The 22,029-nt window shown below is 36.0% G+C and carries 14 protein-coding genes; 5 read left to right on the top strand and 9 right to left on the bottom strand.

The window, feature by feature from the left end; translation table 11 throughout:
- Positions 1 to 14: 14 nt before the first annotated feature.
- Both AAFN87_RS04430 and AAFN87_RS04425 read left to right on the top strand, forming a co-directional pair.
- Positions 15 to 485: a hypothetical protein gene (locus AAFN87_RS04430; protein WP_347789819.1), complete on the top strand. Its 471-nt coding sequence runs from the start codon at positions 15 to 17 to the stop codon at positions 483 to 485.
- Positions 473 to 766, top strand: a complete 294-nt coding sequence (locus AAFN87_RS04425; protein WP_347789818.1) for a YxcD family protein — start codon at positions 473 to 475, stop codon at positions 764 to 766. Before AAFN87_RS04430 ends, AAFN87_RS04425 begins: the two co-directional genes overlap by 13 nt.
- 64 nt (positions 767 to 830) lie before the next feature.
- On the opposite strand, the gene AAFN87_RS04420 is transcribed toward AAFN87_RS04425, so the two are convergent.
- The 6 genes from AAFN87_RS04420 to AAFN87_RS04395 all read right to left on the bottom strand — a co-directional run bounded on the left by AAFN87_RS04420 (position 831) and on the right by AAFN87_RS04395 (position 12,149).
- Positions 831 to 1,085 carry a hypothetical protein gene (locus AAFN87_RS04420; RefSeq protein WP_347789817.1) on the bottom strand — a complete coding sequence of 85 codons (255 nt, stop codon included), beginning with the start codon at positions 1,083 to 1,085 and terminating at the stop codon, positions 831 to 833.
- 160 nt (positions 1,086 to 1,245) lie between these two features.
- Entirely contained in the window at positions 1,246 to 2,931 is a 1,686-nt protein-coding gene (locus AAFN87_RS04415; protein ID WP_347789816.1) for a methyl-accepting chemotaxis protein, read from the bottom strand.
- A gap of 208 nt (positions 2,932 to 3,139) precedes the next feature.
- The gene (locus AAFN87_RS04410) at positions 3,140 to 5,368 is read right to left on the bottom strand and encodes a 5'-nucleotidase C-terminal domain-containing protein (protein ID WP_347789815.1); all 2,229 of its coding nucleotides are present in this window, start codon (positions 5,366 to 5,368) and stop codon (positions 3,140 to 3,142) included.
- A 324-nt stretch (positions 5,369 to 5,692) separates the two neighbouring features.
- On the bottom strand, positions 5,693 to 7,894 hold the full coding sequence (locus AAFN87_RS04405) for a 5'-nucleotidase C-terminal domain-containing protein (RefSeq protein ID WP_347789814.1): 2,202 nt from the start codon (positions 7,892 to 7,894) through the stop codon (positions 5,693 to 5,695).
- Between the two features lie 405 nt (positions 7,895 to 8,299).
- Entirely contained in the window at positions 8,300 to 11,005 is a 2,706-nt protein-coding gene (acnA, locus tag AAFN87_RS04400) for an aconitate hydratase AcnA (RefSeq protein WP_347789813.1), read from the bottom strand.
- A gap of 313 nt (positions 11,006 to 11,318) precedes the next feature.
- Positions 11,319 to 12,149, bottom strand: coding sequence for a DUF2785 domain-containing protein (locus tag AAFN87_RS04395; protein WP_347789812.1), 831 nt, complete (start codon positions 12,147 to 12,149; stop codon positions 11,319 to 11,321).
- 255 nt (positions 12,150 to 12,404) lie between these two features.
- Between AAFN87_RS04395 and AAFN87_RS04390 the strand changes: the two genes are divergently transcribed.
- Together AAFN87_RS04390 and yfkAB are read left to right on the top strand one after the other, a co-directional pair.
- Positions 12,405 to 14,342: a right-handed parallel beta-helix repeat-containing protein gene (locus AAFN87_RS04390; RefSeq protein WP_347789811.1), complete on the top strand. Its 1,938-nt coding sequence runs from the start codon at positions 12,405 to 12,407 to the stop codon at positions 14,340 to 14,342.
- A gap of 348 nt (positions 14,343 to 14,690) precedes the next feature.
- Positions 14,691 to 15,794, top strand: coding sequence for a radical SAM/CxCxxxxC motif protein YfkAB (gene yfkAB / locus AAFN87_RS04385; RefSeq protein WP_347789810.1), 1,104 nt, complete (start codon positions 14,691 to 14,693; stop codon positions 15,792 to 15,794).
- Between the two features lie 37 nt (positions 15,795 to 15,831).
- On the opposite strand, the gene AAFN87_RS04380 is transcribed toward yfkAB, so the two are convergent.
- Positions 15,832 to 17,079 carry a helix-turn-helix domain-containing protein gene (locus AAFN87_RS04380; RefSeq protein ID WP_347789809.1) on the bottom strand — a complete coding sequence of 416 codons (1,248 nt, stop codon included), beginning with the start codon at positions 17,077 to 17,079 and terminating at the stop codon, positions 15,832 to 15,834.
- Positions 17,080 to 17,272: 193 nt separating this feature from the next.
- Between AAFN87_RS04380 and AAFN87_RS04375 the strand changes: the two genes are divergently transcribed.
- Positions 17,273 to 18,565, top strand: a complete 1,293-nt coding sequence (locus tag AAFN87_RS04375; RefSeq protein ID WP_347789808.1) for an MFS transporter — start codon at positions 17,273 to 17,275, stop codon at positions 18,563 to 18,565.
- Positions 18,566 to 18,778: 213 nt separating this feature from the next.
- Here the strand turns inward: AAFN87_RS04375 and AAFN87_RS04370 are convergent, their stop codons facing one another.
- Positions 18,779 to 19,723, bottom strand: a complete 945-nt coding sequence (locus AAFN87_RS04370; protein WP_347789807.1) for a hypothetical protein — start codon at positions 19,721 to 19,723, stop codon at positions 18,779 to 18,781.
- Between the two features lie 189 nt (positions 19,724 to 19,912).
- Positions 19,913 to 21,751, bottom strand: a complete 1,839-nt coding sequence (locus tag AAFN87_RS04365) for a dynamin family protein (protein WP_347789806.1) — start codon at positions 21,749 to 21,751, stop codon at positions 19,913 to 19,915.
- Between the last annotated feature and the right edge of the window lie 278 nt (positions 21,752 to 22,029).

The raw sequence follows: 22,029 nt of genomic DNA, 5'->3' as shown, positions 1-22,029 counted from the left end.
AATGGAGGAAAAAAATGAAACAACTAGCAGCAATTTTTCTAGCTTTTACACTAATGTTCTCAAGTGTAGGCGCCAATCTTTTCTTTGGTGAGGATCACCAAGTAGAAGCAAAATCTTATAAATCTGGAAAGAAGGGCTTTAACTCGAATCAAAATAACAATAAAAGCTCGAACATCCAAAACAAAGACAATAACTCGACAACTAACAATACGACAAATAATTCCACAAATAAACCAAAAAATGATACAACAACTGCTTCTAAAGGCGGCTTCTCTGCTGGCGGTTTAATGAAAGGTTTATTTATCGGTGGTTTAGCGGGCATGTTATTCGGTGGTTTATTTGGTGATATGGGCTTAATGGGCTCTATTTTAGGCTTTATGATTAATGCTGCTGCCATTATGCTAATCGTATTCTTATGCGTGAAAATCTACCATATGATAACGCGTAAAAAGAAAAAAGAGGCAACGGATACATGGAACAAATAACATTATTTGAACAAGAAATTATTAATGCATTATGCCTTTTCCATGCACGCTTTAAAAATGTGCAACCGCAAGATATTGAAGTCGAGTTAATGTATGACGATCTTGCAGGCTTTACAGCGGAAGCGCACGTAAACGGACAAGTCGAGCTGTATAATACTGTAAACTTTATTACTGCCCTACGTTTATATATCGATGAACAATTAAATCGAGATTCAATGGGCGCTCGCATCGTACTAGATTTAGACGATGAAGAAGGTATAATTGCAAATATTTCATGGTAAAAGTGACCCAAAAAGTAATTGTTTATACTTTTTGGGTTTTATTTTGCTGACATATAATCTATCATTATAAGGAGCTAAAATGAACGCATTCTTTGTGTTCTGTTTCACGGTCTTTAATAAAATAATATTGCACATTTTTATTAATCAGCTCTAAGAAAAACTCTACTTCTACTTCCCGATCAAGTGGCCACTCGAGTAATACTTCTAATCCTTTATCTGTTGGAAACGAATACAAACAATCTAAAATGGCTTGTTTTGAAAAAGTTATATAAAAGTTTCGATTATCTTTTAATCTAGCGACAACTACATATCTTCCCATATTGAGCCTCCTAACTAGTTATCATTCTACCATTTTACAACATTATACAACATATTACATAATACTAATTTAATATTTATCTTTAAATTAAAATATTTGTCGTTTATACGAAAAACGTCTTGTAAAAGGGACAGCTCCTCCTAGCAAGACGTTTTTTTATCTATAATTTAAACTTCGAAATTGCTGTAGCTAATTCATTCGCTTTTGATTCAAGATTACTTGAAATGGCATTGATTTCTTGAATCGAAGCTACTTGCTCTTCCATATCTTGAGATATTTCTTCTGTACTTTTTGCTGCCCCGGTTACGTTCGTTGCAAGCTCTGTAACAGATGCTGATACTTGTTCAGTCGCAGCTGAGATTTGTTCAGTTACAGCTGAAACATCCGCTATTCTTGTCGTTATATCTTCTACAGCACTCGTAATTTTATTGAAAGAGTTTCTTGCTACATCAATAACTTCTACACCAGACTCAACACGTTTTAGATCTTCAGTTACTGCAAGCTCTACATTTCTCGTTTCATGTAAGATTTCAGTTGTTAAACCGACTATAGAATTTGCTGACGATTTTGATTGCTCAGCCAGTTTTCTAACTTCATCTGCAACAACAGCAAAGCCTTTACCGTGTTCACCTGCACGCGCTGCTTCTATTGCTGCATTGAGCGCTAGTAAATTTGTTTGATCTGTAATATCTGTAATGACTCTCGATATACTTTGAATATGTTCAGAATGTGTCGCTAGTTTTGCAATGAGCTCTGTTGTTAATTTTGTTGATTCGTAAATACTTTGCATTTGTTCTTTTGCATCTTCAATATTTCTAATGCCCTCATCTGCTACTGTACGTGTATTTTGTGCCTCTGTATGCACATCTTGTGTAGATTCTGCAATATTCTGAATTCCAGCTGCAGTTTCATCCATGGCAATCGATGTATCATTCGCAATTGAAGACGCCACAATTGTAACAGCCGAAATATCTTCTACATTTTCTGCAACATGCGATGAAGTTACAGATACTTGTGCTGTACTCGCATTTAACTCTTTTGAAATAACCGATAATTGCATTGCGTTATTATTTGCAACTGTAATTACTTCTCGTAACGAATATTTCATTTGATTGAAGGACTTGGCAATTGTGCCTACCTCGTCTTTCGAATTTACTTTAACATCATCTATCGTTAAATCTCCTGCTGCAATACTATCAACTGCTGCTGCCATTCGTTTTAACGGTTTGGCAACTACTCGTATCATAATGAACACACTTAATAACCCTATGACGACACTAGCGATTAAAGCAATTATTAAAATCATAGATACATTTTTTACTTGTTGATCAGTTTCATCAGATGTTTGTGCAAAACGCTCTTTATTATAAGCGAGCATTTCATTCGCTGCAGCAATTAGATTATTATTTGCTTTCCTTACTCCAACACCAAGTATAGCTATTGCACTATCCACTTCTCCATTATCAACTAGTTGTATAACTCGTTTAGCTGCTTCGTCAAAATTTTTATTTGCATCATCTAATTGTGTAAATAACACTTGCATTTCTTCTTCAGTAGCTGTTTCCTCTAAAGTTAGCAAATTTGCTGCTATTTTTGCTTGCTCTTTTTCTAAGCTCAATAATGCATCTGACCCTTTAGCAAGTACATATTGTCGTAAATAAGCTCCTTGGCTTCCCGCACTCGTTAATAAGTCTGCAGCAACATACACTTGTTCTAGTCGCTTATCAATTAAATCTTTGTACTTATTATTCATACTAGACATCTGAGAATAACTGAATAAAGAAACACAAAATATTATAACCGTTAGTGTGCCTAAAGATATGTATAATTTCTTACCAATACTCATGACATAGTTCCCCCTTATTTACATCATCTTACATTATATTCATTTATTTTTAACTATGTCAATGTTAGAAACATAAAAACTATTTCTATTTCCGAAAAAAATAGATTTTTGAAATAATTTCATAATCTTTCATATTAATTAATTCCGGTATAATATAAAATTTTTAAAAAAGAATTCGGCATTCAATCCGAATTCTTTTGTCTAGTACTTATTTAGTTGCTATATCTGTAATACGTCCTTCAGTTGTCGTTTTTATTTCTTTCAAAGATTGTAAATGCTCCATTAAGTTTTCCCAATCAGATAAACCTAAATCTGTTACGCGTCCTTCTTCATAGGCTTTTTTAAACATGTCATATCCATCGCCACCTTTTGCAGTAAAGGCATTCGTTGCTATAGTATAAGTTTTGTCATCTACAAGTGGCTCGTATTTATTCGTTTCTGCATTGAAGTACTCGATTGAAACAACACGAGAACCTTCTTCTTTTGTTGAATCATATTGCAATTTTGCTCCCGAAATGTGTAAGAATCCACCATTTTCCTTAGGTACATTTTTTAATGAAACTTCAAATGCTGCTTTCAGCTCTGCACCTGTAGCATCCATAAGTGCTAATGTATTACCGAATGGAAGTACAGTAATTACTTGACCAACTGTAATGTTACCAGCTGGAATAGCCGCACGAATTCCGCCACCATTTTGTAATGCCATCACAACTTTTTTATCTGTGTACTTTTTAGCCTTTGCTAACATACCGTCTGTAATAATGTTCCCTAATGCTGTTTCGTTGCTACGGACACTTACTGTAGAAGTTTCTGAAGCACGCGGACTTACTAAATCTTCAGCAATAGCTACACCGATTTCTTCATTATTCACTTCGTCAACTTTTGCTTTATACGGCGCTAATAGCTCTACTAATTTAGCATCACCAGCGACTTTACCAAGATCTATTAACTCACCATTGTATTCCGTTACAACACCATTTTTATCGAATGTCACATCAATTGTACCAAGGTATTTTACATATTCATTTGCTTGGACAATTAATGTTGTATCTTTCGCTTCGCCAACTGTGTTTGTGTCAACGATAAATGGTTCATCTAACTTTGTATGGCTATGTCCGCCAACAATTACATCGATTCCTTCAACATTTTTCGCTAGTAAAATATCATTATCAACATTCGGATTATCATCAAATCCAATATGAGTTAAGGCAATAATTTTATTTACACCCATGTCTTCAAATGCTTTTACAGCTTTTTTCGCTTCTTCGATGTAATTTTCAAATTTTACATTACCTACGAATGCAATATCTTTTGTTTCTTCTGTCGTTAAACCGAAAATACCTACCTTCTCACCGTTAATTTCCTTAACAATACCACTATATATTTTCCCATTTTCAGGTTCACTTGATATTAAATCTGTAAATAATCCTGTAAATTTATCATCACCTGAGAAATCAATATTTGCATCAACTATTGGGAATTTCGCTGCTTTAACGAAATCTACTAATGCTTGATGTCCTTCATCCGTTACACCTAAATCAAATTCGTGGTTACCGAAAACCATTGCATCAAAACCAATCTCGTTTAATAAAGAAAGGTCAGCTTGGCCATTAAACTCATTAAAATACAATGTACCGCTAAATGCATCACCTGCATGTAGTAATAATGAATTTGGATTTGCTGCTTTGTGCTCTTTAACGGCTGTAGCTAATTTAGGAAATTCTTCAACTCGAGCATGTGTATCATTAACATGTAAGATTGATAGTTTAAATGTATCGTCAGTTGTTGTTTCTGTTTCTTCTTTTGGTTCTTCAGGTATTGCAACTAAAGCTGCTTGTGCATTCATAATAAACGTCGCAAGTTGACCGCGTGTTACTTTTTCATGTAAGCCGAATTCTGTTTCTGAAATACCAGTCGTAATTCCATTTTCATATAACGCTGTTACATAACTAGCATACTCGCTATCTACTGGAACATCTGTGAAAGGACTTGTACCTGCTGCAGTTAAGCCAGAAGCTGAAACTAGCATTTTTGCCATTTCTGCACGAGTAATTGAGTCGTTGGGACGGAATGTATTTTCGTCCTTATGATCAAATACTTGTAAAGCTTCTAACGCGGCAATAGCCCCATAATACTGGTTATCCGCATCAATATCAGCAAAGTTTGGGTTTGTTACATCTGTTGTATTTAGCTTTAAAGCACCCGCAATCATTTTTGCTGCTTGTCCACGTGTCACTTCTTGCGCCGGCTTAAATGTACCATCTGGATACCCTTTAATAATTCCAGCTTCGTAAAGAGCAGAAATCCCTTCAAAATGAACGTTCTTTTCGTTGACATCGGAAAATACATTCGCAGCAGAAGCCGGTGCTACTGCTACAGCTGAAACTGCTAATGCAGCTGCAGTTACAGTTAAAAACTTATTGCGCTTGTTTTTCATACTTTTCTACCTCCAGTAATGTAGTAGTCAGATGTAAAATGTCTTACAACTAAATATTATATGATAATTTGGTAGAATGCTACAAATTTGGTATTCTATTTTTAGAATTTTAGGATTTTTGAATTTTTTGTATTCGAAATATTTTGTATCAAAGGATAAATAAAGATAAAGAGGCTGGGACAATAGGAGTTTAGTCAATGAAAAACCCGAACTATTTTACTAAACTCTTATTAAGGGTTTTGTAATAGTTCGGGTTTTCTGTTATTTTATTTTGTATATTTTAAAATTATCCGGCTTTCATGTTACAGCCTCTATAAATAAAGCTTATTTAGCTGAAATATCTACAATACGGCCTTCAGTAGTAGTTTTCACTTCTTGTAGTGATTGTAAATGCTCCATTAAGTTTTCCCAGTCAGATAATCCTAAATCTGTTACACGGCCTTCTGAATATGCTTTTCCAAACATATTATAGCTATCTCCGCCTTTTGCAGTGTAAGCATTTGTTGCTACTGTATAAGTTTTGTCATCTTCAAGAGCTACATATTTCCCTGTTGTTTCATCTAAATACTCTACAGAGATCACACGTGAGCCTACTTCTTTTGAAGAATCATACTGTAGTCTTCCACCTGCAATGTGTAAAAAGCCACCGTTTTCATTTGGCGCATTATTTACAGACACTTCAAATGCTGCTTTTAGCTCTGCACCTGTCACATCCATAAGTGCTAATGTATTACCGAATGGAAGTACTGTAATGACTTGTCCTACTGTAATATTACCAGCTGGAATGGCTGCGCGGATACCACCACCATTTTGTAATGCCATCACTACTTTTTTATCAGTATACTTTTGAGCTTTTGCTAACATACCGTCCGTAATAAGGTTACCAAGCGCTGTTTCAGAGCTACGAACACTCACTAATGATGTATCTGAAGCACGAGGATTTACCAAATCTTCATCAATAGAAACACCAATTTCTTTATTATTCACTTCATCTACTTTTGCTTTATATGGTGCTAATAATTCTACTAATTCAGCATCATCAGCGACTTTACCTAGATCTAACAACTCACCATTGTATTCCGTTACAACACCGTTTTTATCGAATGTAACATCAAGTGTTCCAAGGTATTTTACATATTCATTTGCTTGTACAATTAACGTTGTATCTTTCGCTTCACCAACTGTATTTGTATTAACGACAACCGGTTCAGCTAATTTAGTATGGCTATGTCCACCAACGATTACATCAATACCTTCAACATTTTCAGCTAGTAAAATATCATTATCAATATTTGGATTATCATCATAACCAATATGAGTTAAAGCGATAATTTTATTTACGCCCAAACCTTCAAATGCTTTTACTGCTTTGTTTGCTTCTTCGATGTAGTTTTCAAATTTCACTTTTTCAGGTGAGGCAATATCTTTCGTTTCTTCTGTCGTTAAACCGAAAATACCTACTTTTTCACCGTTAATTTCCTTGACGATACCAGAATAAATTTTTCCATTCTCTGGTTCACTTGAGATTAAATCTGTAAATAACCCTGTAAATTTATCATCACCTGAGAAATCAATATTCGCATCAAGTATCGGGAATTTCGCTGCTGTAATGAAATCTACTAAAGCCTGGTGTCCTTCGTCTGAACTGCCCAAATCGAATTCATGGTTACCAAGTACCATTGCATCAAAGCCGATTTTGTTTAATAATGCAAGGTCAGCTTGTCCTTTAAACTCATTAAAGTACAATGTACCACTGAAAGCATCTCCTCCATGTAGTATAAGGGAATCTGGATTTGCTGCTTTTTGTTCTTTAACAGCTGTTGCTAATTTTGGTAACATATCAGCGCGAGCATGTGTATCATTTACATGCATGATAGAAAGCTTAAATGAATCTTCGGCTGGGTTGTCTATGCTGTTCTGTGCTCTAACAATGAATGTTGCTAGCTGACCACGTGTAACATTATTTTTTACACCGTATTCAGTTGCCGAAATGCCTGTTGTAATCCCATTTTCATATAATGCAGTTACATAATTAGCATACTGGTTATCTGCTGGTACATCAGTGAACGGGCTTGTACCTTTTGCAGTTAATTTTGTGGCTGTTGCAATCATTTTTGCCATTTGACCACGTGTAATTGTTTCATTCGCTCGGTATGTATTGTCTTCAAAACCGCTAATTACGTTTAAAGCTGCTAATGCTGCAATTGGTCCATAATATTGATTTGAAGGATTAATATCAGCAAAGTTTGGATTTGTTACATTTGTCGTATCTAGTTTTAAGGCACCCGCAATCATTTTTGCAGCTTGACCGCGAGTTACATCTTGTCCAGGCTTAAATGTTCCATCCGAATAACCGCTAATAACACCTGCTTCATAAAGTGCATTAATGCTATCGTAATGCGTGTTTTCTTTACTTACATCTGAAAATGCAGCTGCAGCTGAAGCCGTTACAGGCACTACCGCTACTGCTGTTACTGCTAATACCGTTGCAGGTACCGTGAAAAATTTGTTACGTTTTTTGTTCATACTAATCCGCCTCCATAAAAGATAGTTAAATATTATGAGTCTTACAACTAAATTTTACACGAAAGATCAGTAGATTTCTATGATAATTATTATTTTTTTGTTGCAAATTCGTAAATTCTGATTATATTTTTTTGTTAACAGGGTTCATATACTCAATTTATTCAAAAAAGGTTCTCAGTATAGTGTTTGGGTGTAGTAATTTTTGGGATTAAATTTATTGCACCCTTTTTGAATAGGGGCGTTGATTTCCATTCCGGGGCGGGCGCTTTCCTGGGGGCACGGCTCCAACTAAATAGTTTCGGATAAAAGAAAAAAGACTGTAGGCAAACTCAATTTTCTTTGAGTTTGCCTACAGTCTGAAAGAAGCGAACATTATGTTCGCTTCTTACCTTTTGCTTACAAATATTATTCAGCTGCTTTCGCGCGTAATACCATTTGTAAAATACCACCGTGACGGTAGTAGTCTACTTCTACTTCTGAGTCGAAACGAGCTAAAGCTTCGAAAGTTTTAACTGTGCCGTCTTCAGATTTAGCAGTTACTGTTAAGATGTCGCGTGGTTTTACGTCATCAGTAATGTTTACAGAGATTTCTTCTTTACCTGTTAAACCTAGAGATTCAGCTGAATCACCGTTTAAGTATTGTAAAGGAAGTACACCCATCATTACTAGGTTAGAACGGTGGATACGCTCGTAAGATTGTGCAATTACAGTTTTCACGCCAAGTAGGAATGTACCTTTTGCAGCCCAGTCACGAGAAGAACCCATACCGTAGTCGTTACCAGCTAATACAACTAAGCCAGTACCTTGCTCTTGATATTTCATACATGCGTCATAGATATACTCTACTTCGCCTGTTGGCCAGTAAGTAGTGAATCCACCTTCTGTACCTGGAGCAACTTGGTTACGGATACGGATGTTTGCAAATGTACCACGCATCATCACTTCATGGTTACCACGACGAGAACCATAAGAGTTGAAGTCGCGAATTGCAACGCCGTTTTCGATTAAATATTTACCTGCTGGTGTATCTTTACCGATCGCACCTGCTGGAGAAATATGGTCAGTTGTAATTGAGTCACCGAACTTCGCGATTACGCGTAAGCCATTTAAGCCTTTAATAGCTTCTGGTTCTTTCGCTAAACCTTGGAAGAATGGTGGGTTTTGGATGTAAGTTGATTTATCATCAAATGTGTATAGAGACTCAGTTGATGTTTCGATTGCATTCCAAGCTTCGTTAGCAGTGAATACTGTTTCGTATTCTTTTTGGAATAATTCACGAGTAACAACTTTGTTTAATACAGCATTTACTTCTTCAGTTGATGGCCAGATGTCAGCGAAGAATACATCGTTGCCATCTTTGTCTTTACCTAAAGAGTCATTTTGTAAGTCGATATCTACAGTACCAGCTAAAGCGTATGCTACTACTAGTGGTGGTGAAGCTAAGAAGTTAGCTTTTACTAGTGGGTGAACACGGCCTTCGAAGTTACGGTTACCAGAAAGTACAGAAGTTACGAATAAATCATTTGATTTGATCGCTTCTTCGATTTCTGGAAGTAATGGACCTGAGTTACCGATACATGTTGTACAACCGTAACCAACTGTGTTGAAGCCGATTGCATCAAAGTATTGTTGTAAGCCAGAATCTTCTAAGTAACCAGTTACTACTTTTGAACCTGGTGCTAAAGAAGTTTTAACCCATTTCGCAGGTTTGATACCTTTTTCTACTGCTTTTTTCGCTACTAAACCAGCAGCTAAAAGTACGTATGGGTTAGATGTATTTGTACATGAAGTGATTGCAGCGATTGCTACAGCACCTGCAGGGATTTCTACATCGCCATCTGCAAATTTAGCAGTTGAAGTTTTTGTAAATTCAGCTTCAGTTAAACCGAAACCTTGAGTTCCTTGAGGAGCTACTACTGATTCACGGTAAACGTTACGCATTTGAGTTAAAGGAATTAAATCTTGTGGACGTTTAGGACCAGAAAGGTTTGCTTCGATGTCTGCAAGGTTAATTTCTAAAACGTCTGTGTAAACAGGCTCTAATGTTGGATCAAAGAACATGTCATTAGCTTTTAAGTAGTTTTCTACTACAGCAATGTGCTCTTCGTCACGGCCAGTTAGACGCATGTAGTTAAGTGATTCTTCATCAACTGCGAAGAAACCACAAGTAGCACCGTATTCAGGAGCCATGTTTGAAATTGTAGCACGGTCAGCAAGTGGTAAAGCTGGTACGCCAGGTCCGAAGAACTCAACGAATTTGTTTACTACACCACGTTGACGTAATACTTGTGTAACTTTAAGTGCTAAGTCAGTTGCAGTTGTTCCGTTTGGAAGTTCGCCAACAAGTTTAACACCGATTACTTCTGGAATTGGGAAGTATGAAGGTTGACCAAGCATACCTGCTTCAGCTTCAATACCACCTACACCCCAACCAAGAACGCCGATACCGTTGATCATTGTTGTATGTGAGTCAGTACCTACTACTGAGTCTGGGAATGTTTCGAAAGTGCCGTCAGCATTTTCTTTTACGTGTACGATAGGTGCTAAATACTCTAAGTTAACTTGGTGTACGATACCAGTTGCTGGTGGTACAGCGCGGAAGTTATCATAAGAAGTTTGAGCCCATTTTAAGAAGTTATAACGCTCAGCGTTACGTTCAAATTCTAAGTCCATATTTGCTTGTAATGCAGCTGCATTACCGTATTTGTCAACTTGTACTGAGTGGTCAATTACAAGGTCAACTGGAATAGCAGGGTTGATTTTATTTGGATCTCCGCCCATTTCTTTCATTGCAGAACGTAAAGATGCAAGGTCAACTACTACTGGTACACCAGTGAAGTCTTGTAAAACTACGCGTGATGGTTTGAATGGTACTTCTGCTTCAGTGTTAGCATCTTTACCCCATTTAGCTAATTCATTTACGTGATCTTCTTTAATTACGTAGCCATCATATTGACGTAATACAGATTCTAATAATACTTTGATTGAGTAAGGAAGGCGTGAAACATTTGCAATTCCAGCTTCTTCGATTGCTGCTAAACGGTAGTAATTATATGACTTTCCGTTTACTTCGAATGAAGCGCGGCTGTTGTGTAAGTTCTCTTTTGCCATTTTGTGTTCCCCCTATATTTTCATAATTGAAAAGATGTTGTAAAAGCTTCTTTTCTCCACCAACAATAATAGCTTATTTTTTAACATAAGTAAATTACATTAATATTATCTTTTGCGATAAGTTTTTTTTATGACCCTTCAAAAGAAACAACCTTTTATACACATGAGACTGTTCTTACTGCATTTAATTAACAAAAAAAACCTATGTATTTACTATACTAATATATCATTAACACTTTATTTGAGTGGTGAAAAATTACTTTTTAATTTTTAAGAATTGCAAAACTAAAAAGCAATCTAATATCCTAATGTATTATAATTTTGCCCATTTACTAATAAATATAGATGTCACGCCTTGTAGCTGTTTCGCTTTATTGGAAAATTTCGCTGTAAAATATAATGTTCTCATAAAGCGCATTGTATTCGTGCGGGCATGGAAAAAAGCAGGTGTATAGCCAATTTCATTTAAATGCGCGTCAAGCTTATCGAACACTTGCTCAACCCATTCAATTAATACTTCTTCAGGGAAATTAATCGCAAGTAGTTGCTCAATAATTTGTGCAAAACGCTCTTCCTCATCATCAATATATACAGTTCCTTTCCAAAACGCGGCTTTCACACTTTGCAATATGACTGGTGCAAATTTTTGTTGGAAATGGTGATGCGTCACAATCGCAACAGCTAGATCGGCTCCGTGCGCCATACTATGTGCCCACCCTTTCCCATCAATAAATCCGCGCACATCACGTTCCTTAGCTATATAAGAGGATGCCGCTTCCATTACTTGAACCGCCTCTTGCTCTGTTAACAATCCAAACTGTCTGTCGTATTGAAGTATGTGTGCTAGCCATAATGCCGAGAATGATCGTCTAAATACGGTATCATCTCCAGTAGCACCAATACTCGCAAATAAATATTCACTTGTAGGTAAGCTAGTAGCTAACTTTTTTAACTGTTGCTCTGTCCACATCTGGTGTGCTAATAATTCAACAAAAAGGCGAAATACAATTTTATCGTGTAACTCATTTGTAGGGTCACCAATATCTTTTAATAATTCCGAAAGTACCAGATCCCCTTGCTCTTCCATATAAATTTTTCGTTCGCTTAAATCCATTGTCATTAATGGTGTATATACTGCTGACATACTAATCCCCCTGCAATCTATTATGTATAAAGTAATTGTAATCGAGAAATGTCGTTTTTCCTACATAATGCGCAATTTCATTTAAAACAACTTATAAATTAGACGATTTTTTTAAAGGCTAATGCATATATTTTGAAAATACAGCTACTTTTTATCATGAAGCGACGCCAAATGAAATAAATTTCCTTACATAGGGTTAATTTTCAATTTTTGAGTGAAAATAAGAAGTACAACAGTTTAGAAAAGAGGGATTGAATGGCCATCATTAAAGTGTCTACCTCTATATTTTCTACAATAAAAACAATTAACCGCGCGATTGAAAAAGCTAATCGCGGCGATGAAATAGCTCTTGCTGCCGGGAAATATAAGGAGTCTTTGCACATAGATAAATATGTAACAATAAAAGGGAAAGAAAAAGAATCGACAATTATTAAAGGACTTATCATTATTCCCAAAAATACGACAGTCCAATTTATAGAATTGACGTTACAACCGACTAGCCCAATATATATTGAGGGGAATGCCATTTTTCATAATTGTCTTTTTATCGGTAGCGAGGCAAATATTATATTATCCGCCAATAACGGACAGTTAACTATGGACAATTGTATGGTTAAGTTAGCAAAGGAAGTCGGCATTGCACTTATGAATAATAGCGTTGCATCAATTCAAAATTGTATGTTTGAAGCGAACGGAAAATCACATTTTTTACTTGAGCATTCCAAGCTTCAACTAGCAAATAGCGACCTTTCAAAGTCGACGCATGCATTATGGATAAAATCAAAATCTACAGCGGAAACGAAAAATGTTAAATTTCAACACCATACAGGCACACAAATCATTGTCCAAGAAAACGGGATATTTGAAGACTCTAATAGCATTATTGAACACGGGCAAGGAAATGGCATTTACGCGATCAATCAAAGTAATATCACGCTTGAAGGTACGATAATAAGACACCATGATTTACCACAAATATGGATCCAAGAAAGTACGCTTCATGCAAATCATTGCGATGTACAGTACGGAAAGGAATCAGGTATTATGCTTCGGGATTACACTGAGGCTACTCTTAATCACTGTTTTATTGCTTATCATAAAATTGCCAATATCCAAGCAACGCTTAGTTCGCGCCTAAATATCGAAGACACGAACATACATCATTGCAAAGGTGTAGGTGTTCAATTACGTGAACAATCCATCGCTAATTTTTTCAATACTACATTTGCAGATCAAACATTAGCACAGCTCTTTGTTACTGAACAATCTATTGCTTCATTAAAAGAATGTACATTTAATGAAGGTCAACATGTCGGCATTTTTATAGACAAAAATGCGAACTGTACGCTAATTAATAGCAAAGTTATTAATCATGCTAATTCTGCCATTTCAGTTATTGATAGTGACTTCGTTGCGATGAGTTGTGACATTTCAAACAATGATGGCAACGGAATTCTTGCTGTCCAGCAGGCAAAGGTGACTATTGATAGGACAAAATTTTCCGATAATGCAATGCCTCATATTGCTGCAAAAACAAAATCGGACATTACACTTAATCAAAGTGAACTTGTCCGAGGCAAAGGTCTATATGTTTTAGACTATTGTTCATTATATGTAACGGAAAGCGCTATTTATGATGGTGAGGGTGTGCAAATAGAAGTAGCTGATCATACAAAATTGCATCTAGTAGATTCTCAAGTTTATAGCGGTGCCTCAAATGGTATTAAGGCGTTACGTAATTCTGAGGTGCACATTAAGGGAAGTCAAATTTTTGAACATCGGATGCCACAAGTTGTTATAAATGATAGTTCACTTATTTTTAAAGACAGTGAATTATTAAATGGTAACCGAAATGGATTTATTATTGAAAATCATAGCGAAGCACTTATTCAAGATTCTTTTATATCAAAGCATTTATACCCACAAGTTTGGATTGATTTAGAATCGAATGTAGAAATGAAACATACACACCTTACTGAAGGTAGCGAATCCGATTTATATGTACAAAATAAATCATCAGTACATGTTGATAAATGTATTATCCAAAACGATAAATTCCCATTAAATATTCAAGCCATTTTCCAATCTAAAGTGGATCTTCATAATTCGCTTATTGAAAATCGTATAGGAGAAAGCTATTTTTTTGATATCAATAGTTCGATTACTCATTATTTAGATGAAGTGGACTATTGATCATTATTGTTTTTGCTCCAGTATTGACGTGAGCCGCATGAATAATTTATCTAAGTTCTTGTGTTATTTATCTAAAGTTGTAAGTTATTTATCTAATCTGCTTAATTTATCAACTTTATCACCCGAGGTACGCATAGCATGATTGGCATTGTACACTAAATCAAACGGATCCTTTTTCATAGCATAAAAAATCACAAAAATCAGCTGTCCTAAGATGCGTATATTAGTCACTTAGGACAGCGCCGTTTTTTCTTTTCATAAATAGATTTGCCTTTTTTGTAGCGAACTAGTTTGCGAATTGACTAGAATGTGAGAGAATGGTACACGTTAGAAAGGAAGTTACGGATTATGACAAGACAAATTACACCAAGCTATGACCCGTGGGAGGCTTATTTAGATGTTGAACAACACGGGGGCTTAACTTTATCAAATATTGAGTTTACAACAACGACTTTATGTAATATGCGTTGTGCTCATTGTGCAGTTGGCTACACATTGCAAAATAAAGACCCTGAGGCATTACCAATAGACTTGATTTTACAACGACTAGATGAAATTCCTCACTTAAAAACACTAAGTATTACTGGTGGCGAGCCGATGATGAGCAAAAAATCGGTGCAAAACTATGTGCTACCAATTTTAAAATACGCGCATGAACGCGGTGTTCGTACACAAATGAACTCGAACTTAACGATTGACGGTGCGCGCTATTTAGACATCGCGCCGTATTTAGACGTACTACATATTTCACATAACTGGGGTACGATTGAGGAGTTTGTGGAAACAGGCTTTGCGATGATGGAACGTAAACCAACATTTGACCAGCGTGCTGCCCTTTTCCAACGCATGATTGATAATTCACGCATGCTTGCGGAAAACGGGGTTATGGTATCTGCTGAGACGATGCTAAACAAAAAGACACTTCCCTATTTAGAGCATATTCATCATCAAATTATCCATGAAATGAAATGTGCTCGTCACGAGGTGCATCCAATGTACCCTTCAGATTTTGCGAGCAGCTTAACATCGCTATCACTGGAAGAAACACGTCAGGCGATCCATCATTTACTTGATGTACGCGATGAAAATACTTGGATGCTATTTGGAACATTGCCGTTTTACCCTTGTAGCATGAATGACGAAGATCAGGCTCTTTTAAAACGACTGCGCGAGGCGAAAAATGTAACGTTACGCAATGATCCAGACGGGCGTTCACGTTTAAACATTAATATTTTCACAGGTGAAGTGATTGTCACAGATTTCGGCGATGCACCAGCACTTGGCAATATGAAAACTGATTCCATGCCGGCTATTTTTGACAAGTGGCTAGAAAGCGATTTGGCAAAATCATTAAACTGCCATTGCCCTGCTGTGAAATGTTTAGGACCAAACGTGCTCGTGAAAAATATGTACTATCAAGATGCTGCGTTTGTTAGTGGCTCTGTGAAATGACAAAAAGCTACCGCTCGCTTTTTTGCGAGCAGGTAGCTTATTTCATAATAGAATCATACGCTTGTTGGATAAAATCAGTATAAATCGTTTGCTTAAATTCTTTCACACCATCTACTGCATATAAAATATCACGTTTCGCAGCCTCAATATCTCCTAATTCTTTATAGCATAAAGCACGAATTGCAAAGCCTTTATAAAGAATCGATAAATCGATTGGGTGATTTTGATATTCTGGCAAGACCAAATCCTTCACTACTTCTATACATTCTTCATACATTCCCCTACACCAAAACGCATAAGCTCTCTCACTATCCAACATTGGTGACTTTTTCAAATCTGGATGTAAGGACTTTAACTGAATTAGCTCCTGATATAAAGTTTCGGCTTTCTCATAATCTTTTTCAATCATCGTCGCGTAATGGATTTCCACATAAGCCGCAAAAGATTGCGCCATTTCTTCTTCAGAGTATTCAGCATGCAATTTCAATTTACGTAAATAGTAGGCACATTTTTCTTGATCTTCCTCTTCCACAGCCCATATAAAAAGGAATCGATAAAAATCATCAAGTCGATAATACAATTTTTTCGTCTTTGAAATGTCGAGTGCTAAATCGATATATTTTTTAGCCTCTTCCTTTTGAAAGACCGCTGCATGCATGATTGTTAAATTATAATATAAATCCAGTTTCATCATGTCATCGATTAGGAAGATATAGTCTTGCATTTTTTTTTCTGCATCCTTTAAATAAGCAAGTGCACCTAAATAATCTTTTTGACCAAACATTTTTAAAGCTAAATAGGTATATGTTCTAAGCACCCAGCTATAAACATGTAGTTTTTCATACTGCGCAATAATGTCATACCATTGTTGTACATTAAAGGATTTCTGTAAATGCATACTTACCCTCGTGTAAATATCTAACAAACGTACCTCTTCAAACGTATTGCCTTGTAATTGATCGATGTATGGTTCAATTTCTACAACCATTTTTTGCATAATTTTATCCTGCTCGGATTCACTATAATAATAACGCATGCCATCAATTTGTTGTTCCATTTCCACTAAAAGCTCTCGCAATTGCTCATTTTGACCGTCATTCATCAGCTGTGCCACATCGACCTGCAAGCGTTCTGCAATATAATGTAGACTATCCATTGAAGGCTGTGCTTTACCATTTTCAATTAAGCTCAGCATGCCCTTCGTTAAACGATTACCAGCAAGTTCTGCTAAAGTCATCTTTTTTTCTTTTCGATATTTTTTTATTGTAACTCCTAATTCATTCATTGCTAGCACCTCACTCCTCATCTTATCAAATGAATGCCTTTACGTGAATTATTTTAATCTTATTAAACATTATGATAGGTAATAAGATAAATGGCAAATAAAAAAGTTTAATTTAATTTAACTTTTCACTTGCGCAAATTTTCCAAATGGCATATTATAAGTTTAACGAAATTAAACATTAAGGAGTGGGATTATGGATCATGAAGTAAAATTAAAGAAAGCGACGTATCATTTATATACTTTTTTATTTAGCAAAATGGTTTCATCTATTGGTGCCAACGTTTATGCATTTGGCATGAGTATGTATATATTATCGATGACAGGTTCGTCATTTAGCTTCGCGACCAATTTAATTTTAAGTATTTTACCACGCACTATTTTAGCACCAATAGCAGGTGTGCTTGTTGACCGATTGCCTCGTAAGCTGCTTGTACTCGGTGGGCAAATAGGGATGGCATTAACGATTAGTAGTTTGCTACTGTATACAACGCTAAACGATTTGACAATTTTGGCTATTTACATCACTACGGTGTTTTATAATTTATTTGCAACATTTTCAGGTATTGCGTTTTCAGCTTCAGTCGGGAATTTAGTTGATCAGGACCGCATACAAAAAGCGATGTCCTTTAACCAATTATCTATGTCTATAGCGGGTATTGGTGGTCCGGTTGTCGGGGGTATGTTATTCGGCTTCGTGTCGATGGAGATTTTCTTAATTATTAATATTTGCGCACTCATCATAACAGCTGCACTTGAATCAACGATGAACTTTAAGTTATTCCATGTTAAAAAAGCCGTGACAGAACAGAAAGAAACGATGATGAGTAGTATTAAAGAAGGAATAAATTATTTACAGGGAAAACCCGTTCTAAAAAGTATTTTATGGACGGCTTTATGGTTAAATTTATTTTTCACATGTTTAAGTGTCGGTGGTGGTTTTGTGTTATTAGAGAAAATCAAATTACTTCCAGAACATATTGGCTTTATTGAAGGTGCTGGAGCTATTGGGATGCTCATTACTTCTATTTATATTGCGAGCCGTTCGAAAATAAAATTCCCATTGCAATTTTCTAAACGTGGTATTTTAGGAATGTCTATATTAATCGGGGCAGCTGCCATTCCATTATTAATAGCCCTCCCTTATTACGGGGATTTCGCTTATTATTTAGTATTGATGTTTGGCTTCGGAACACTTGGTGTGTTAACAAATACGCCTATTGGGATCATGCTTCAAACAGAAGTTGACGAGCATTATCGAGGCAGAGTATTCAGCATTATGGAAATGATGGGTACATGTATGATGCCACTAGGAACAATCATGTACGGGGTATTATTTGATTATGTACCAGCTTCAGCGCTCTTCCTAGTAAGTAGTGCGTGTTTAATCGCTATTACATTAATTACACTGCGCAAATCGGTATTAGAAACAGCGCATCCGGAATTAAAAACACAAATGATGAAAGAGACAGTAGAACCTGCTCGGTAATGAGGTGAATACTGTGCCGATTAGACACTAAGTTTCTAGATCTACTAATAAAAAAAGTTCTACTACAAAAATTGGGTGCGGTGAATAATTTCACTGCACCCTTTTTGCATGATAATGTTGATCTTCATTCTTATGTGGTTACTTTATCACATATTATAGGACCAAAAGCAGAGGATATTTAATAAATCTCCCCTGCTTTTTTAGGTTTCTAATTTAATCTATTTCCAGCAAGCCAAAATTTTTTAATAGTTTATAGTGGTTTATCGTTAAGATCCCCTGCCATTGTCTTCTTGCGATTGGGGATTCCTCAGGATAACTGCCCCATCCCCAAGTAATATCCCAATAGCCTTCATCCTTCATTTGTTTTATATAATATTGCAAGTTTCGGTCAACTAGAGAAACTAAATTTTTATAAAGTGGATAGTTTGGACTATCAATAAAATCTAATGGTAACGGTTTATAACCTGTACTCCACTGGGTTTCGTCTTTCTCCATACATTGTTCGGCAAGCTGATGGACTTTATGACAAACCTCTTCATACGTAAATTGATTTGTAGCATTAAATTTATCTTCAAAAGGTTCCACAATTCGAATCAGTTGCTGGAAATTTTGAATTTCATGCTTATCCATTTCATCTTTGCTCATGAGATACGCGATAGCCTTTTCGATAGATGCCCAACCGATTTGTGCTCCTGCGCTATTTTCCGAAGACCAATGAACAAGGTAGCCAGCAAGTGCTGCACTCGGATTAAACATCCAATTATTTTGAACATCCTCTTGCCAGTTCCACCAAGGTGCATGCGGGTAATCATTATACTCCGGCAAAACAGAAGCCCACATCCCAGTTACCGGATTAAAAGTAGTCATTAAAAACTTAACTATAGACTGAACAATTGGCTCATTTGCATCAACATTTATCTCCAATAAAATTTGTCCCGCTGCCCAAGTTGCCATTGGAGAAGATAAAGGCAACCAAAAATCCGGCTCGATGCCATTGCCAAATCCCCCATCTTCATTTTGAAAGGCAGATAAATTTTGCACAACGAACTCCTTTGAGCCACCTTCAAAATGGTATGCCCACCGCGCAGCTTCTAGTGGTCTCGCATTACGTTTTATCCATTTACTTGATTTTTCAAATTCCACTTTTGAACATTGCATCTTTATACATCCTCCACACTTCAGCATTTTAAATAAGTATGAATTCTACATTAGTAATAATATGGGTAAATGTCAAAGATTACCTTAAAGGGATTTTCAAATCGGTTCAGCACAAAATTATAAATCTTGTAATACACTACGAAAAAACTAGCCTGAAATATTCAAGCTAGTTTTACATAGTTATTAACGTTACATCATAATCTCTTCTGGAATGTTCGGTAAAACAGATATGACATCAGCTTCAGTTAAGCGCAGTGCTTGTAGATGATAATTCGATTGAAAATCACTTTGAATGTATAGCTGTTGATCCGTTTGTGGTGTCATCCGTGCTTTTGATACACCGTATGATAAGCCTACCGCACATATACAGTCGATAGTGTTGATAACTTGATTGCGTTCCTTGTCTGTTAAAGGAATTGCATCACTTAATAAAAACGGTTTTAAAGCATCCCGTATAAAGTTTTGTGCTTCCACAATACATGTAAATTCACTTAATTTATCGGCATATGATTTGATATTGGAGCGTTCGCGTTTTCTTTGGATATTTAAATCATTTACTTGTTGTACAATGCTTTGAAGGCGCTTTTCAGCAAGGCCTGTAATATGATTTTGTGTTTTGTATAAATGCTCCAATACTTCTTTTTCATAGTCTTTTATTAACAAAAAGAGGTCGCTACATTTCGCTTGAAGGATATTTAACTGTTCAGCCCTCTCCTTGAAATTTTTAGAATGGTTACTACCTGTTGTAAATCCTTGCTTTAAGCTTGCTCCATATGTTTTCGAATAATGTTTCTCTAGTCGATTGTATTCTTGACTATATTCAGAATGGAGTTTCCGGTAGTCAAGAACGGCTTGCTGATAGCGTACGGCTCGCTCTTCGAAAATTTCCACTACATCATCGCGCAAATATATTTCCGTCGTTAAAATTTGTAATAATTGATAGAGCGTTTGCACGGATTTTAAAACGCCACTAACATGTACATATTCTTCCTCATATGCAGTGACGATGGCCATATCACGTTGTTGCAATGAATATTCATAGTTATTATCCTCTGTATACTGCTCAATACTTTTAATAGCCGATAAATACGGCTCGCGCATCGGAAGACCTTCAATTTCATTACGCAAACGATGTAGCCAATCTAAAAAACGCTCTATCGTGTGATGCGTCTTCTTTTCATTGTTATTTGATAGTTGTTGAATGAGTTGTGTAAATTGTGTAAACTGTGAATCAATTAATTGTTGCACACTATTCGTTTTCTTCGCTTCAATAGCCTGCAATGCTGAAATACCAAGCATCGAAGCACATTTATCTCCATATTTAGCCATCTCTTGCTTCGAAAATTCGCCTACGCTACTTGGGGAACGATCAATTGCATTGATGATAAAATGGGGTTTCATACCGCGTTGATTTAGCTTTGTTAATAAATTTATTTCCGGATCAGTTGCTGGCGAGCCATTATTTAATACCCATAAAATTTCATCTACTCGTTCTAATAGTATTTCAGAAAAATAAGCTGTATTTTTGCCGCCAATTTCGAGTGCTACAGAATCAATAATTGTTACTGTTTTTAGTAAATCATGTTTAATATATATTTCGATATAATCCATATGCTCTCGAATAATTTGAGCACAAAAGGCATCGGACGTCGTTAAAAGTTCAATTTTACCGATATCAAAAGTAGCAACCATGCCATCTAAAAACACAGCTTTTACACATTCCTCTTCTCCGTACTTAATGAATGTGTTGGCACTTGTTGGGTTTGTCTTGCTAGCAGATAGTAATTCACGTCCTAATAGCGCATTAATAATCGTTGTTTTCCCTACACGCTCTTTTCCTAATAAAAGCACCGTGATTTTTGCTTGCGCATCATCAATAATTCTCTTTAAACGTGATGTCGTATGTTTTACATAAGTATTTTGTGATAGCATAACATGTAGTGGTTTTAAACGCTCTATTAATTGCTGTAAGGATTTGGATGTATCTTGTTCTACAGTTTGTTGTAATTGGTCTTTAACCTCACTCATCCTCATCAAGCTCCCTTATTCTATCTTTCATTTCTATTATAAAGATTTAGATTATTTACTTAAATATGGAAGAGCTATTGAATATTAAAATTGAATCGTCTTACTCATAACTTATCGTCACAATTAGGACATTCATCTTATCTCAATAAGGAGATAATGTTAAATTTCAAACAACAGACTATATATAGCATTATATAATTCGAGCCATCCAGTGGAAGTATTAGGGTCTGAAAAAGAACTTTCACCTTGAGTAGAGCTGCCCTTTTGTAATAGCAAAA

The organism is Solibacillus sp. CAU 1738 (assembly GCF_039888725.1).
Classification (GTDB): Bacteria; Bacillota; Bacilli; order Bacillales_A; family Planococcaceae; genus Metasolibacillus.
This window is presented reverse-complemented; position numbering and strand designations above follow the sequence as displayed.